Genomic DNA, 13,884 nt, shown 5'->3' with positions numbered 1-13,884 from the left:
CTTCAATTAACTAAAAATCAGATGAAAAGGCAATCTATTAAGCGGCTCAGAAAAAATGCTGGATGGGATGATTCTATTTTAACCACTATCTTATCTCAAAATTTTTCATGAGGTGACCCTGAATTACGGAAAAGAATTCTATTAGTGTGCGATTTAGGATGAGCTTGTGCGCTAATTGCCCATTCAAGGTGTAGCAATGAATATTTCTGGCGTAGGAGCCACTGGGGCTATTGGATCAGTCGGTACCAACTATTCTAGTAGTTCTGCAGTGACCAATCTCTCAAAAGCTAATTCAAGCCCGGCAAATGCAAATAGTTTTATGCAGGATGTCTTTCAAGCCTTAAATAGTGTAGGTATCAACTTACCGCCCCCTCCACCACCTAGTGATGCAAAAGGTTCTAATACCTCTGCAAGTAACGACGGCCAAAATACAGTCGGGCAAGCACTTCATGAACTGATGCATTCGTTATTTCACGCTTTAAGGTCACAAGGTGGAGCGGAGGTAAATAGCAATGACAACAGTTCGCTTAGCGCTCCTGCAAGTGCAACGAAAGGTTATGATAATTTACTCTCTAATTTGCAAAATTTAATTAGCTCCTTAAATACCAATAGCAGTTCTGAATCCAATCAAAAATTGGACGATAGCTTTAATAAATTAGTTAACCTATTAGGTGGGCAATCGTCTGCAGATAATAAGCCTAAGGTACAAGATTTTTTAGGCCAATTATTGAATAATCTAAATCATCATACAGCCAGTGTGGGTAGCACAAGCAGCATAGGAACTATTGTGTCTACAGCCGTCTAAGCAAGAAAGCCAAGGATGATGCGACCAAACCCTAGCCTAGTTTACTGCTTGATTCCTGTCTTGAGCAAAATAATTTAAATCTAATTCCCTGGCCGCTTTTACATCATCTAAACGTTTTACCGGCAGTGTGTGGGGAGCGTCTTTCAACAGTTGAGGATTGCTCTGTGCTTCTGCTCTAATTTTCTGCATCGCTTGGACAAAAGCATCCAGCTCTTCTTTACTTTCAGTTTCAGTGGGTTCTATTAAAAGGCATTCTGGAACTAGCAAAGGAAAATAAGTAGTGGGTGCATGAAAGCCATAATCCAACAACCGCTTTGCCAAATCCATAGCGCTAATACCAAAGGATTTTTTCTCCGGACTTAAACTTACAATAAATTCATGCGATGCTCTACGCTTAGGGTAGGCGGGGCTAAAGCCCAGCTTGGTTAATTCCTTAAGCAAGTAATTTGCATTAAGTGTGGCATATTCAGAAACCCGTAATAAGCCCTCTTTACCCAAAACCGTCATGTAAAAATAAGCACGGAGCAAAATACTGGCGTTACCCATAAAACAGGATAGACGGCCAATACTTTGTGGGTAGTCTTGGCGGGTTGCCCATTGGTAGCCGGAGTCTGTTTTTTTCACAATCGGCAAGGGCATAAAGGGCATTAAACGTTTGCCTACTGCCACAGGACCAGCACCCGGGCCGCCGCCGCCATGAGGAGTAGCAAACGTTTTATGCAAATTCAAATGCATCACATCAAAGCCCATATCACCTGGACGAACCTTACCCAAAATGGCATTGAGATTTGCCCCATCATAATATAATAAACCTCCGGCTTGATGGACTAAGGCGGCTATTTCTTTGATTTGGCGCATAAACAAACCGAGGGTGGAGGGGTTCGTTAGCATAATCCCTGCGGTTTTTGGCCCTAGTTTGCTTTTCAACTCCTCTAAATCAATATCGCCATCTGCAGCAGTGGCGATTTCAATCACTTTAAAGCCGCACATTACTGCGGATGCGGGATTGGTTCCGTGGGCTGCATCAGGAATTAGCATTTCATCCCGCGCGCTATCACCCCGAGATTGATGATAGGCCTTAATCATCGCCACTCCTGCAAACTCTCCTTGTGAGCCTGCCATGGGGGTTAAAGAGACTCCTGGCATGCCGGTGATTTCTGCAATATTGCTTTGTAAGCCATAAAGGGCCTCGAGGAACCCTTGGCTTTCTTGCTCCATATTTAAAGGATGGCGATTAGCAAAACCGGCTATCGATGCAGCTTTGTGTACGCCTCTTGGATTGTACTTCATCGTACAAGATCCTAGGGGATAAAAATTAGTATCAATAGAAAAGTTCTTACGTGATAAACGAGTGTAGTGGCGTACTACTTGCAATTCTGAACAAGCCGGCAACTTAGGGGCAGACTGTCTTTGGAATTCACTGGGAATTTCATAAGTCATTTTTTTTATTATTGGAGCTTGGGCTTTTGCTTGACGCTCTTTTTTAGATAATTCAAAAATCAACATAATTTCCCTTCCGTTTTTTGAATAAGTTCTTTTAATTCGTCTCGATGCTTTACTGGAGTAAATTCGATAAACTCATAATCAGCAATTTCGGCCAGGTAAAAAGGATCTTGCTTAAAAATTGACTCCAAATAAGCCTTATCAGTACTTGCAGCAATGATGATTCCGCCTGTCCTTGGCTTCATTGGACCTGAGGCAACTAAGAGCCCTTGTTTATAGTAGTAATCAAGAAACTCCCGATGCGCTTGCGTGTATTTATCTACTTCATTGATAGAGGTTTTGTACTTTAATTGAATAATAAACATTAGCTACCTCGTTGAGTCATGATGGCTGTTAATGCCTCAGTAAATTGAACCATTTCCTCAGTCGTTCTCATTTCAGTGGCACACACTAAAAGCGTATTTTCTAAATGGGGATAATGGATAGCCGGAGCATAACCGCCTGCAATTCCTGCCTGCGCAAGTTGGTTCAACACCCTGTCTACCGGAGACTTAAGTTTTAGTAAGGCTTCATGAAAGTAAGGCGCGTTGAATACGAGTTCAACCCCTGGAATTGTAGTCAGCCTATCCACTAATTCATGTGTATTTTGATAGCATTGTGTTGCTACTTGCTTAAGTCCTTCAGCACCAAGTAAGCTCATATGAATTGTGGCCGCCGTAACGAGTAGTCCTTGATTGGTACAAATATTGGACGTGGCTTTCGCGCGTCGAATGTGTTGCTCACGCGCTTGTAAGGTTAAACTAAACCCCCGTTTACCTTCTTTATCTACCGTACAGCCAATAATACGGCCAGGCATCTGACGCACATGGGCCATACGAGAACTTAGAAATCCAAAATACGGTCCGCCTGAGGCCATCGGCGCGCCCAAAGGCTGGCCTTCACCACAAGCAATATCGACCCCCTGCGCCCCCCATAAGCCAGGAGGTTTTAATAGCGCCAAAGAGACGGGATTAACACAAGCTATACTAACAACTTGATGATTATGGGCCCAATCGGTTAATTGATCTACTTGCTCTAGGCAACCAAAAAAATTAGGTTGGGCAATAACTAAGGCAGTGATATCTTCCTCATTGTAGTGCTCTAAAGCGGATAGAGCAGTTATTCCTTGTTGTGGATCAAAAGGCAGGCTGATTAATTCAATATGTTGATTGCGTACTATGGTTTCAATCGTTTCCCGATAAAACGGATGCACTGTACCTGCAATAAGCACCCTATTGCTCTTGCTGTGTTTATTAACCCGAACAGCCATTAAAACTGCCTCAGCAAGGGCTGTTGCGCCGTCATACATAGAAGCATTAGCCACTTCCATGCCAGTAAGCTCACAAATCATGGTTTGGTATTCATAAAGAAGCTGTAAGGTACCTTGACTGGCCTCTGCTTGATAGGGGGTATAAGCGGTTAAAAATTCACCGCGAGAGGCAATATCCCACACCGCTGCAGGGATATGATGCTCATAACAGCCTGCGCCAATGAAACAGATACCATTACGGTTTTTATTAGCTAGATAATGGGCTTCTTTGAGCATATCCATTTCACTAAGACCTGCTGGGATGTTTTGAAAACCTGCATATTGTAATGATGAAGGAATTTCATCAAATAAGTGTTCTAGTTTTTCAACCCCAATGGCCTGCAACATTTTTTCGGTATCTTCAGGCGTGTGTGGAATATAAGGCATATTATTCTTCCTCAGCTATCTCATTTTGATATTGTTCAGCAGTTAATAAATTATTAATTTCTTGGGGGTGACTGGGCTTTAATTTAACTAACCAGCCTGCTTGGTAGGGGTCGTTATTGACGATAGAAGGCTCAGCTACTACGGCTTCATTAATCGCGGTAACTGTTCCCGCAATAGGGGCATAAAAATCCGAAGCGGCTTTGACTGACTCTACGACTCCTAATTCATCACCCGCATCAACCGTATCGCCAATTTCAGGGAGTTCAACAAAAACCATATCCCCTAACAATTGCTGGGCGTGCTCAGTGATGCCGATAATCACTTCGTCTTGTTCTTCTTTTAGCCATTCATGGGTTTTAGTGTATTTCAAATCATTCATTTCCATATCCTTTATTATTATTTTTAACTTATAGTGCGGTACCATTTTTCACAAAACGGGGTTTGCCCACCTTTGCTGGAATTAATTTGCCTCGTATATCCACCAAGACTTCACTGCCGACGCCAACCGGCACCCGCGCGAGCGCTATCGATTTTTCTAAAGTCGGCGAATAAGTGCCGCTGGTAATGATTCCATCAGGGCATTGTTCAATAATAACTTTTTGCCCCGGTCGCATAATCCCTTTTTCTAATAAGGTAAGGCCTACCAATTTACGTGCTGCACCTTGTTGTTTCTGGGAAAATAAAGCCCCCATTCCAATAAATCCGCGATCTTCAGGTTGCCAGGTGACTGTCCAGCCGAGGCCTGACTCTAAGGGCGTGGTAGTCTCATCCATATCTTGGCCATAAAGCAACATTCCTGCTTCTAAGCGTAGGGTGTCACGCGCAGCAAGACCGCAGGGCTTGACGCCGGCTTCAAGCAAATCATTCCATAGTTGTACTACCGTTTCTTGCGGAACAATTATTTCAAAACCATCCTCTCCCGTATATCCAGTGCGGGCAAAAAACCAACTTTCCACATCAACACATTCAAAATGGGTGAGGGTGGAAATGGCATCTAATTGCGGAGCGCTCAATATTTTTTTTGTCTTTTCAATAGCATTAGGCCCCTGGACCGCAATCATGGCTAACTCAGGACGTTCTTGTAAACCTACTGCAAAACCTTGGCTTTTATCCCAAATCCAGGCCATATCTTTATCACGGGTTGCCGAGTTAAGTACGAGGCGATAATTATCAGATGCGCGCTGATAAACAATAAGATCATCAATAATTCCGCCATGTTCATTGCACATACAGCTATATAAGGCTCGGCCTGTATGGGTTAATTGATCGATATCATGGGTTAATAATTTTCGAAGAAATTGACGGCCACCTGCACCAAGAACGTCTATAATTGTCATATGGGAGACATCAAATAAACCTGCATCCTTTCGTACAAAATGATGTTCATTTAATTGAGAGCCATAATGGAGGGGCATTTCCCAGTCATGGAAATTAACCATTTTCGCGCCACAAGCTAAATGAGCAGCGTGGAGTGGAGTTTTAGCAATCATTGGCAATCCTTTTATTATCTGCTTTATGCTTGTGATTATACATATTGCCAGTTATTTTGCGAGGTTTCCTCTTTGATTTTTAAACATTCTTTCGAAATAGATTTATACTTTAATTTTAAGGAACTAGGCTAATTATGATGACATTTAATTTTGGAAGGGCTTTTTTAGATCTCGCATGGCTTTCCATCCTTCTCATGATGTTCCAACATTTTTGGAATAGTCGGCAGGTTTTGCTTGATGCCCAAGGCTGGCTAAAGGCAAAAGGGCATGTTACCCGTTATAAACTTGTGCGCGAGGGACACACTATTTGGCCTAAAGTAGAATACGAATATTTTGTTTATGATAAAAATTTAATAGGGCACTATTTATTTTTGGATACAGCACATAACAACCCCCATAGCAAATATGCCCGTAATATCGCCTATAAGGCCGCGATTGCTTATAAAGATCATTTAGAAATTGACGTTTATTATAACCCTAATCGACCCGAAGAATCGGCCCTAGACGTGACCATGCCTATTAAATTAACCGCTATATTAGTGGTGATAGGCATGCTCATTGGTTTGCACCTTGCGCTCATTACTAGCCGTTTTATTTAGAGGGCGCGGGTGTACTCTCTTCTTGACTCATACATTGACAAGGCGGTTTAGTGACGCTGGATTTTAAACTCGTAATCGCATACCCCCTTATTCCTTGGCCGGGAGACGCTAAAGTAATTCCCAAGACAATGTTTAAACTTTGTTGTTGTTGATATTGCGGATTTTTATATTGTACTAGGATGGGCATAGTAACAGTCCAATGGTTTTGATCTACAACTGCTAATTGGGGTGGCGCGCTTGCCACTGAACTGACCTCATAAGCATTTTTCTGAATCGCCTCAGGTAATTTCGATGCATTAAGGGCTTTAGAGTAAGCTATCCATCCCTCAGTAGTGAAATATTGGGCAAGGCGCTTTTGATCTTGCGCAAACGTTTTATAGTTAGTGGTATAGGTCGAAACTATCGCTTCATTAGCCCAAACTAATAACGCAACATTATCGGGTGCTGAGTAACTCAAAACAGCATTAAACGTTAGAAGCAGCCCTATAAAAACTAGTTTAATTTTCATCTTAATTCTCGCTGAACAATAATTATTTATTTTAGTGTAGCGATTTTTTAGCGACAAAAAAATCCCCGGTTTTAATACCGGGGGAATCATGTGCCTGAATGTGAAGCATTCAAACACGAACCCCGCATAAAGAGGGGAAAGCGGGGTCGAGCATTCGGGGGAGAATGCTCTCATAGTGTTAGACACCCAAATTATATAAAAGTTCATTTTTTGTTCACAAAAAAAATAATTTTTTCAAGTTAGATTGCAATCCTCGCTTTGGGTATCGATAAAAAGTGATTTATGCTATTTTATTCTTTATCTTTTAACAAAATAAATATCTACTCTCTATTGAGCTTCCCCTCATTATAAATGGAGAGAAAACTCATTAAATTGGTGCTTTGCTATGTTGCGTGATAATCGCTTTTACTTTGTAAATTCGGATAAGGTCGGGCGATTTATTAATCGATGGGACATTCTGCTACTTATTTTAACCTTTTCTTTATTGTTTTTTTTGGGTTGGGCGGGTTCGCAGATGGCCACACCTTACCAATTAGGGGATCAGATCCCGATTTCTTTAGCTCCTGCTAATCTTCCCTTTTATGCATTGCGCACCGTAATAAGAATGTTTATTGCTTTAATTTTTTCGATTTTATTCACCTTTATTATTGGCGCTTTAGCGGCAAAAAATAGACGCGCCGAGCAAATAATCATTCCGGCAATTGATATTTTACAATCGATTCCTGTCTTAAGTTTTTTATCCATAACGGTTACCGGATTTATTCATCTATTCCCCAATAGTTTGCTGGGACCTGAATGTGCGTCCATTTTTTCTATTTTTTGTGCTCAAGTTTGGAATATGACTTTTGGATTTTATCAGTCCTTAAAAACCTTACCTCATGATTTAAAAGAAGTTTCGGCCATGTTTCAACTTTCTGCATGGCAGCGCTTTTGGAAGGTGGAAGTTCCTTTTTCGATGTCTAGCCTACTCTGGAACATGATGATCTCCATGTCTGCCAGTTGGTTTTTTGTGGTCTTATCGGAAGCTATTTCGGTTGCGCATCAAAATATTCGCCTGCCTGGAGTAGGTTCTTATATTGCTTTGGCTATTGAGCAAAAAAATCTTTATGCCGTCGGTTATGCTATTTTAACCATGGTGATAGTTATCTTTTTATACGATCAAATTTTATTCCGCCCTTTAATCGCTTGGTCAGAAAAATTTAAGGTTGAGAAATCTCCCGATGAAACCGAGAGTCAATCCTGGTTAATTGACTTAATACGTGGGAGTCGCTTAATAAAGCGGATAACTCATCGTATTGGACATTTCAAAGATTATTTTGTTAATGCGCGTTGGTTGCGTTTTAGTGAACTTAAGGCCATACAAGAAATTGATTTTAAACGCCAAAAACGCATTGACCGTTTATGGAATTTCGGTGTAGGACTTATTATTGTCGCTTGTTGCTGGTTCTTAGTAAGTTTTATTTTAACCGAATTAAAAGTGCGGGATATCCTCCATGTCTTTTTACTGGGGGCGGCAACGGGCACGCGGATTATTATTTTAGTAGTGCTTAGTTCTATTATTTGGATTCCGGTGGGGGTATGGATAGGGTTGCGACCACGTATTGCGCAGAGAATACAGCCCATTATTCAATTTTTGGCAGCTTTTCCAGCTAATTTATTTTACCCTTTATTTGTAATTATGATTGTTGAGTTCCATTTAAATGTGGAAATTTGGCTAACTCCACTCATGATTTTAGGTACGCAATGGTATATTTTATTTAATGTGATTGCTGGTGCCTCACGTATTCCTCGTGATCTCTATTTAGCAGCAGATAATTTTGGCCTAAAAGGCTGGGTTTGGTGGAAACGCTTAGCCTTGCCTGGAATTTTTCCCTTTTATATTACGGGGGCAATAACAGCCGCTGGTGGTGCTTGGAATGCCAGTATTGTCGCTGAATTAGTAAGTTGGGGTAATGTCACTTTAAAAGCCACCGGTTTAGGTGAATATATTCAAATGAGTACTACCGCTGGAGATTTCCCCAAAATTGCTTTAGGAACGGCTATGATGTGTGTTTATGTTTTAGCCTTTAACCATTTGATTTGGCGGCCTTTATATCGTTTAGCTGAAGAACGGTTTAATTTTAATTGAGATATCTATGTCTGATACTATCATCACTATTGAGCATTTGACGAAGTCCTTTAAAAAAGCAAGCACCCAAGATTTATTGGTACTTGAAGAAGTCAATTTCAAATTATATGAAGGTGAAATTGTTGCTTTATTAGGTAAGTCAGGTTCAGGTAAATCAACTCTATTGCGGATCATTGCTGGTTTAATTTCCCCCTCTAGCGGTACGGTAACGTACCGCGGTAATCCGGTAAGGGGTCCAGTCCCAGGTATTGCGATGGTATTTCAATCCTTCGCGCTAATGCCCTGGCTGAATGTATTGGAAAATGTAGAGCTAGGTTTAGAGGCCCAAGGGGTTCATCGCGATGAGCGGAGGCATCGGGCTATTGAGGCGATTGATATTATCGGTTTGGATGGCTTTGAATCCGCCTTCCCCAAGGAGTTATCCGGCGGGATGCGTCAACGGGTGGGTTTTGCTCGCGCGCTGGTTATTAACCCAGATGTATTATTAATGGATGAGCCCTTTTCGGCTTTAGATGTGTTGACGGCGGAGAACTTAAAATCCGACTTATTAGAGTTGTGGAAGGAAAAGAAAACCAATACCAACGGTATTCTATTAGTTACCCATAACATCGAAGAAGCAGCAACGCTTGCGGATCGCATCGTCATTTTTGGCAATGATCCCGGTTACATCCGGGCCGAGTTACCAGTGACCTTACCGCAACCACGCGATCCCGAGTCACCAGAATTTAGAGCCCTAGTCGATAAAATTTACACCTTAATGACTACCGGCCCCAAAGAAAAAGCCAAACGGGCCCAACGCGAACGGCAAATTGGCTTAGGTTATCGCCTACCGGATGTGGAGCCCTCTGAGTTATCAGGTCTTATTGAAACCATGATTTCTTTTGAAGAGCGTATTGACTTGCCTGAATTGGCGGATGAATTAATGATGAATATCGATGATTTATTCCCCATTTTAGAAACCCTGGAAATTTTAGGCTTTGCTAAGGTCTCTGCAGGCGATATTCAGTTAAGCGACTTAGGCAAGCAATTTTATGAGGCTGATCTGCAAGAGCGCAAGCAATTATTTGCCCAACGCCTCTTAGAAAAAGTACCCTTAGCCCGTTATATCAGTCGCGTTCTTGATGAGAAAACCGGCCATCGTGTTTCAGAAGAGCGCTTTTTAAGTAAACTAGAAGACTATCTCAGTGATAAAGAAGCAGAACGGGTATTAAGAACCATGATTGATTGGGGGCGTTACGCCGAAATTTTTGCTTACGATTTTAATACCGGGATTTTAAGTTTAGAAAATCCCGGGAACATTTAGCCTAGGAATACGGTGGGGCACAGCCCCTACCGCCAAGGCTTGTAAACACTAAATTACCTAGCCTGGGCACAATTAAGCGGGTTTTTTGAGTAAGTAGTTCATTATCTCAAATAAGCGCTCTGGAGTTCCCGCCATTTGTAAATCAGTTTTATATTTATTATTTACTACAAAAGCAGGAACGGCATTGATTTGATAATGAGCCATTAATTCCATGCCATTTTTAACCCGCATATCAATAGTAGGCGAGTTTTCAAACGCACTTTTTGCAATTTCACGATCGACGCCGTTAGCGACAAAGAAGTTAATCATGTCTTGTTTTGAATTGAGTTTTTTATCATCCTGGATGGCTTTAAATAACATCGGGTTTAATTTATCAGAGAGGGCTAGCGTTTTTGCCGTATAAAAGGCTTTGGCATATAAATCCCAGTTCGGCTGAAAGACAACAGGTACTTTATTAATGGTGGCATTTTTATTGAGATTCAAGGACCACTGGGCAAAAGGAGATTCAATGCGGTAGCACCATGGACAGCCGTAACTAAAAAACTCCGTGACCATTGGCATTTTATTTTGTTCGATGGAAGCTGGTGCGACCACCTTATAATCTTTGCCCTCTACAAAGTCTGCCGCAAAAACGAGGCTTGGGATGAGCACTACAAGACCGACTAATTTTCTTAACATAAACCTTCCTTAATATAAACCTTCAATATAATGGGCTACAGCTTCAATATCTTCTTGACTCATTCGAGCACTAATATCTTGCATAATGTGATTTAAATCATTAGTGCGTTTTTTTTCTTTAAACGCAATCAGTTGCGCGATAGTATAATTTGCATGCTGACCAGCTATTTGGGGAAAACCTGCTGAATTATTTCCTGCCCCTTTGGGACCATGGCAAGCAATACAGGCAGGGATTCCTTTACTCCTATCACCGCCTCGATAGAGCTGCTGGCCTCGTTGTAAGAATTGCTTCGCAGTTATACCTTGCGCAGCAGGCATTTTAGCATAATATGCCGCCAAGTCATCTATGTCTTGTTGCGTTAAGGCTCCAACTATTCCAGCCATAGTCCCAGGATCTCGGGTAGTTCGCGCTTTCATATCCTTTAGTTGCTTAGTAAAATAACTGCTGTTTTGTCCGGCGATATTTGGCCATTCCGGATTACGGCTAATGCCCTCAGGGCCATGGCAGGCAGTGCAAAGTATACGCTTATCTTCGGCGAAAACGGCAGTAGAAAAAAGCAATAGAATAAAAAATAATTTGTTCATCATCATCAAGCTAAAGGCAGCAGGGACTATCTTGAGGTTAAGTGGATATATAAATTGTTAAATTAATGGTACACTGTTGTCGCTAAATTCCCAAATAAAATATTATCTATGTTAATCAATCCATATTCTAAGGCAGTATTTTTAAAAAGCGCACCGCGCGTGCTTCATTTACCCGATGATTCCGGTTATGAAGTCGCTTTTGCTGGTCGTTCTAATGCAGGTAAATCAAGCGCCCTCAATTGTTTAACCGGAATTAAAAATTTAGCTCGCACCAGTAAAACTCCCGGTAGAACGCAATTAATTAATTTGTTTTCTATTGATGAGGAGCGTCGCTTAGTGGATTTGCCAGGATATGGCTATGCAAAAGTGCCAATGAGCGTTAAGGAAGAGTGGCAGAAGCACCTTGCCCATTATTTAGAAGTCCGTACATGCTTAAAAGGGCTGATTTTATTGATGGACATTCGTCATCCCCTAAAAGAATTAGATTTAATGATGGCTGACTGGGCTTTAAACCGTGAATTGCCAGTACATATTTTATTAACTAAAGCTGATAAGCTCAGTAAAAGTGATACTAAAAATGCCGTTTTTAAAGTACGGAAATATTATGATTTAGCCACTCATTTGATTAGTGTCCAAGCCTTTTCTTCCGTAAATAGGGAAGGCCTCGATGTCTTAATCCAACAACTGAATAGTTGGTTTGGGCTTAATGAAAGCGAATAAGCTTAATTTGGCCGGCTCAGCATTAGTTGAGCCCGGCTCTTTCTACTAAGACTTATTTTTATCTAAGAGTTCTTGGACTATATTGGGATCGGCTAAGGTAGATAGATCGCCAAGATCGTCAATTGTAGTTACTTCATTGCAAGCAATTTTACGCAAAATACGGCGCATAATTTTTCCCGAGCGCGTTTTAGGAAGATCATTAACAATACGGATAACATCGGGTTTCGCAATAGGACCAATGACTTCTTTAACGGTATTAATTAAAGCCGCATTTAGTTGATCATTGGTTTTGGCATGCTGCTTTAACACAATGAAGGCGTAAATCCCTTGTCCTTTTAGCTCGTGGGGCATTCCGACTACGCCCGCTTCAGCCACTGCAGGATGGGTGATGAGAGCACTTTCTATTTCAGCAGTTCCTAAGCGGTGGCCAGAAACGTTGATTACATCATCTACGCGACCAGTAATCCAATAATCACCGTCCTCATCCCTTCGTGCACCGTCACCAGTGATATAATAACCGTGAGAAAGATAGGTCAGGCAATAGCGTTTATGATCGCCCGCGATGGTTCTTGCCATAGAGGGCCAGGGATATTTAATGGCTAAAAAGCCTTCTCCTGGTCCAGTTAATTCTTGGTGGTGATCATCTAATAACACCGGTATAACGCCCGGAATAGGGTGTCTTGCCGCGCCGGGTTTATTGACACTTTCCTGGCGGTGCGGACTTAGCATGATGGCTCCTGTTTCAGTCTGCCACCAAGTGTCAACTATAGGGCACTTATTATTCCCAACTTTTTGATAATACCATTGCCAGGCTTCAGGATTGATGGGTTCTCCTACGCTGCCTAATAAGCGCAAGGAGTTTCGCATACTCGAATCAAGCCATTGATCACCCGCTTTCATCAAAGCCCGAATGGCTGTCGGAGCCGTATAGAATACGGACACTTGGTGTTTATCAATAATTTGCCAGTTCCTATCTGGGTTGGGCCACGTGGGAATCCCTTCATAGATTAAGGTGGTGATCCCATTAGCTAAAGAACCATAAACTACATAACTATGGCCAGTAATCCAGCCAATATCGGCAGTGCACCAGAAGACTTCTTGGTCTTGGCATGCAAAAATATGCTGGTGGGTATAAGCGCTTTGCACTAAATAACCGCCTGTGGTGTGGACTACTCCTTTGGGTTGGCCGGTGCTTCCTGACGTATATAAGATGAAGAGGGGATCCTCTGCTTCCATGGGTTCTGGAGGACATAGAGGGTCCACTTGCGTTTTTAATTCATGCCACCACCCTTCGTTTTCCTTAAGATTTAACGCCTGTTCACCGTGTTTAATGATTAGAGTCTTTAGGTTTAACCCTGTCGCCGCCTCATCGACTTGGGCTTTTACCGCAACTGTTTTACCGCCACGTTGGAAACTATCGGTGGTAATTAAACAGGCAGATTTTGAGGCTATTAATCGTTGCCGCAAGGCATGGGCTGAAAAACCTGCAAAAATTACCGTATGAATTGCCCCGATACGCGCGCAAGCTAGCATTGCAATGGCAGCTTCTGGGATCATGGGCAAATAAATGCTCACGACATCACCCTTTTTAATGTTGAGTTTCTTAAGAACATTACTCATCCTACATACTTCTTGATGCAACTCAGTAAAACTAAGGGTTCTAGACTGCGCAGGATCATCTCCTTCCCAAATGATGGCGGGATGAGTCGCTTTATTGGCTAAATGCCGGTCTATACAATTGGCTGCAACGTTTAATTGGCCACCGGCAAACCATCTAACATTACCTTGCTCAAGATCACCGGTTAAAATAGTATCCCAAGGTTTTATCCAATCCACCCTCTCTACGGCGGCTTTTGCCCAAAATTGCGTTAATTGATTTATATCCATGAT

General features: G+C 41.9%; 14 protein-coding genes. 5 read left to right on the top strand and 9 right to left on the bottom strand.

Translation table 11 applies throughout. The features are described 5' to 3' along the window. Window positions 1-196: 196 nt before the first annotated feature. A complete protein-coding gene (locus ELY15_RS03930; protein ID WP_127098349.1) occupies window positions 197-805 on the top strand; it encodes a hypothetical protein in 609 nt (202 codons plus the stop codon). A 36-nt stretch (window positions 806-841) separates the two neighbouring features. Here the strand turns inward: ELY15_RS03930 and gcvPB are convergent, their stop codons facing one another. From gcvPB to gcvT, 5 genes are read right to left on the bottom strand one after another with little or no spacing between them, the layout of a single operon-like run. Continuing rightward, entirely contained in the window at window positions 842-2,311 is a 1,470-nt protein-coding gene (gcvPB, locus tag ELY15_RS03925) for an aminomethyl-transferring glycine dehydrogenase subunit GcvPB (RefSeq protein ID WP_127098348.1), read from the bottom strand. Further along, the gene (locus tag ELY15_RS03920; RefSeq protein ID WP_127098347.1) at window positions 2,305-2,613 is read right to left on the bottom strand and encodes a YciI family protein; all 309 of its coding nucleotides are present in this window, start codon (window positions 2,611-2,613) and stop codon (window positions 2,305-2,307) included. The genes gcvPB and ELY15_RS03920 overlap by 7 nt, the downstream gene beginning before the upstream one ends. Then, complete coding sequence (gcvPA, locus tag ELY15_RS03915) at window positions 2,613-3,983, bottom strand: aminomethyl-transferring glycine dehydrogenase subunit GcvPA (protein WP_127098346.1); 1,371 nt, start codon at window positions 3,981-3,983, stop codon at window positions 2,613-2,615. The genes ELY15_RS03920 and gcvPA overlap by 1 nt, the downstream gene beginning before the upstream one ends. A 1-nt stretch (window position 3,984) precedes the next feature. Beyond that, entirely contained in the window at window positions 3,985-4,362 is a 378-nt protein-coding gene (gene gcvH, locus ELY15_RS03910) for a glycine cleavage system protein GcvH (RefSeq protein ID WP_127098345.1), read from the bottom strand. 28 nt (window positions 4,363-4,390) lie between these two features. Then, on the bottom strand, window positions 4,391-5,473 hold the full coding sequence (gene gcvT, locus ELY15_RS03905; protein ID WP_127098344.1) for a glycine cleavage system aminomethyltransferase GcvT: 1,083 nt from the start codon (window positions 5,471-5,473) through the stop codon (window positions 4,391-4,393). Between the two features lie 134 nt (window positions 5,474-5,607). On the opposite strand from gcvT, the gene ELY15_RS03900 reads away from it, so the two are divergent. Then, a complete protein-coding gene (locus tag ELY15_RS03900; protein ID WP_127098343.1) occupies window positions 5,608-6,072 on the top strand; it encodes a DUF3592 domain-containing protein in 465 nt (154 codons plus the stop codon). Here the strand turns inward: ELY15_RS03900 and ELY15_RS03895 are convergent. After that, window positions 6,065-6,580: a DotI/IcmL family type IV secretion protein gene (locus ELY15_RS03895; protein ID WP_127098342.1), complete on the bottom strand. Its 516-nt coding sequence runs from the start codon at window positions 6,578-6,580 to the stop codon at window positions 6,065-6,067. The genes ELY15_RS03900 and ELY15_RS03895 overlap by 8 nt on opposite strands. Window positions 6,581-6,968: 388 nt before the next feature. On the opposite strand from ELY15_RS03895, the gene ELY15_RS03890 reads away from it, so the two are divergent. Both ELY15_RS03890 and ELY15_RS03885 read left to right on the top strand, forming a co-directional pair. Beyond that, window positions 6,969-8,708: an ABC transporter permease subunit gene (locus tag ELY15_RS03890; protein WP_127098350.1), complete on the top strand. Its 1,740-nt coding sequence runs from the start codon at window positions 6,969-6,971 to the stop codon at window positions 8,706-8,708. A gap of 7 nt (window positions 8,709-8,715) precedes the next feature. Further along, on the top strand, window positions 8,716-10,011 hold the full coding sequence (locus tag ELY15_RS03885) for an AAA-associated domain-containing protein (protein ID WP_127098341.1): 1,296 nt from the start codon (window positions 8,716-8,718) through the stop codon (window positions 10,009-10,011). Between the two features lie 72 nt (window positions 10,012-10,083). Here ELY15_RS03885 and ELY15_RS03880 read toward each other — a convergent pair whose 3' ends face one another. Together ELY15_RS03880 and ELY15_RS03875 are read right to left on the bottom strand one after the other, a co-directional pair. Next, entirely contained in the window at window positions 10,084-10,689 is a 606-nt protein-coding gene (locus ELY15_RS03880; RefSeq protein WP_127098340.1) for a thiol:disulfide interchange protein DsbA/DsbL, read from the bottom strand. A 9-nt stretch (window positions 10,690-10,698) separates the two neighbouring features. After that, entirely contained in the window at window positions 10,699-11,274 is a 576-nt protein-coding gene (locus tag ELY15_RS03875; protein WP_127098339.1) for a cytochrome c, read from the bottom strand. 108 nt (window positions 11,275-11,382) lie between these two features. On the opposite strand from ELY15_RS03875, the gene yihA reads away from it, so the two are divergent. After that, window positions 11,383-11,994, top strand: coding sequence for a ribosome biogenesis GTP-binding protein YihA/YsxC (gene yihA / locus ELY15_RS03870; RefSeq protein WP_127098338.1), 612 nt, complete (start codon window positions 11,383-11,385; stop codon window positions 11,992-11,994). A gap of 45 nt (window positions 11,995-12,039) precedes the next feature. Here the strand turns inward: yihA and acs are convergent, their stop codons facing one another. Further along, the gene (acs, locus tag ELY15_RS03865; RefSeq protein ID WP_127098337.1) at window positions 12,040-13,881 is read right to left on the bottom strand and encodes an acetate--CoA ligase; all 1,842 of its coding nucleotides are present in this window, start codon (window positions 13,879-13,881) and stop codon (window positions 12,040-12,042) included. Window positions 13,882-13,884: the final 3 nt, after the last annotated feature.

The sequence above is a fragment of the Legionella sp. km772 genome, assembly GCF_003989735.1.
Lineage (GTDB): Bacteria > Pseudomonadota > Gammaproteobacteria > Legionellales > Legionellaceae > Legionella.
Note: the sequence above shows the minus strand (reverse complement) of the source record. Positions and strands in the feature narration are given on the sequence as shown.

What these genes read in the sequence shown, in the direction of transcription:
- ELY15_RS03930 (WP_127098349.1), top strand. Translation starts at nt 197, where the DNA reads ATGAATATTTCTGGCGTAGGAGCCACTGGGGCTATTGGATCAGTCGGT.
- gcvPB (WP_127098348.1), bottom strand. Translation starts at nt 2,311, where the DNA reads ATGTTGATTTTTGAATTATCTAAAAAAGAGCGTCAAGCAAAAGCCCAA.
- ELY15_RS03920 (WP_127098347.1), bottom strand. Translation starts at nt 2,613, where the DNA reads ATGTTTATTATTCAATTAAAGTACAAAACCTCTATCAATGAAGTAGAT.
- gcvPA (WP_127098346.1), bottom strand. Translation starts at nt 3,983, where the DNA reads ATGCCTTATATTCCACACACGCCTGAAGATACCGAAAAAATGTTGCAG.
- gcvH (WP_127098345.1), bottom strand. Translation starts at nt 4,362, where the DNA reads ATGAATGATTTGAAATACACTAAAACCCATGAATGGCTAAAAGAAGAA.
- gcvT (WP_127098344.1), bottom strand. Translation starts at nt 5,473, where the DNA reads ATGATTGCTAAAACTCCACTCCACGCTGCTCATTTAGCTTGTGGCGCG.
- ELY15_RS03900 (WP_127098343.1), top strand. Translation starts at nt 5,608, where the DNA reads ATGATGACATTTAATTTTGGAAGGGCTTTTTTAGATCTCGCATGGCTT.
- ELY15_RS03895 (WP_127098342.1), bottom strand. Translation starts at nt 6,580, where the DNA reads ATGAAAATTAAACTAGTTTTTATAGGGCTGCTTCTAACGTTTAATGCT.
- ELY15_RS03885 (WP_127098341.1), top strand. Translation starts at nt 8,716, where the DNA reads ATGTCTGATACTATCATCACTATTGAGCATTTGACGAAGTCCTTTAAA.
- ELY15_RS03880 (WP_127098340.1), bottom strand. Translation starts at nt 10,689, where the DNA reads ATGTTAAGAAAATTAGTCGGTCTTGTAGTGCTCATCCCAAGCCTCGTT.
- ELY15_RS03875 (WP_127098339.1), bottom strand. Translation starts at nt 11,274, where the DNA reads ATGAACAAATTATTTTTTATTCTATTGCTTTTTTCTACTGCCGTTTTC.
- yihA (WP_127098338.1), top strand. Translation starts at nt 11,383, where the DNA reads ATGTTAATCAATCCATATTCTAAGGCAGTATTTTTAAAAAGCGCACCG.
- acs (WP_127098337.1), bottom strand. Translation starts at nt 13,881, where the DNA reads ATGGATATAAATCAATTAACGCAATTTTGGGCAAAAGCCGCCGTAGAG.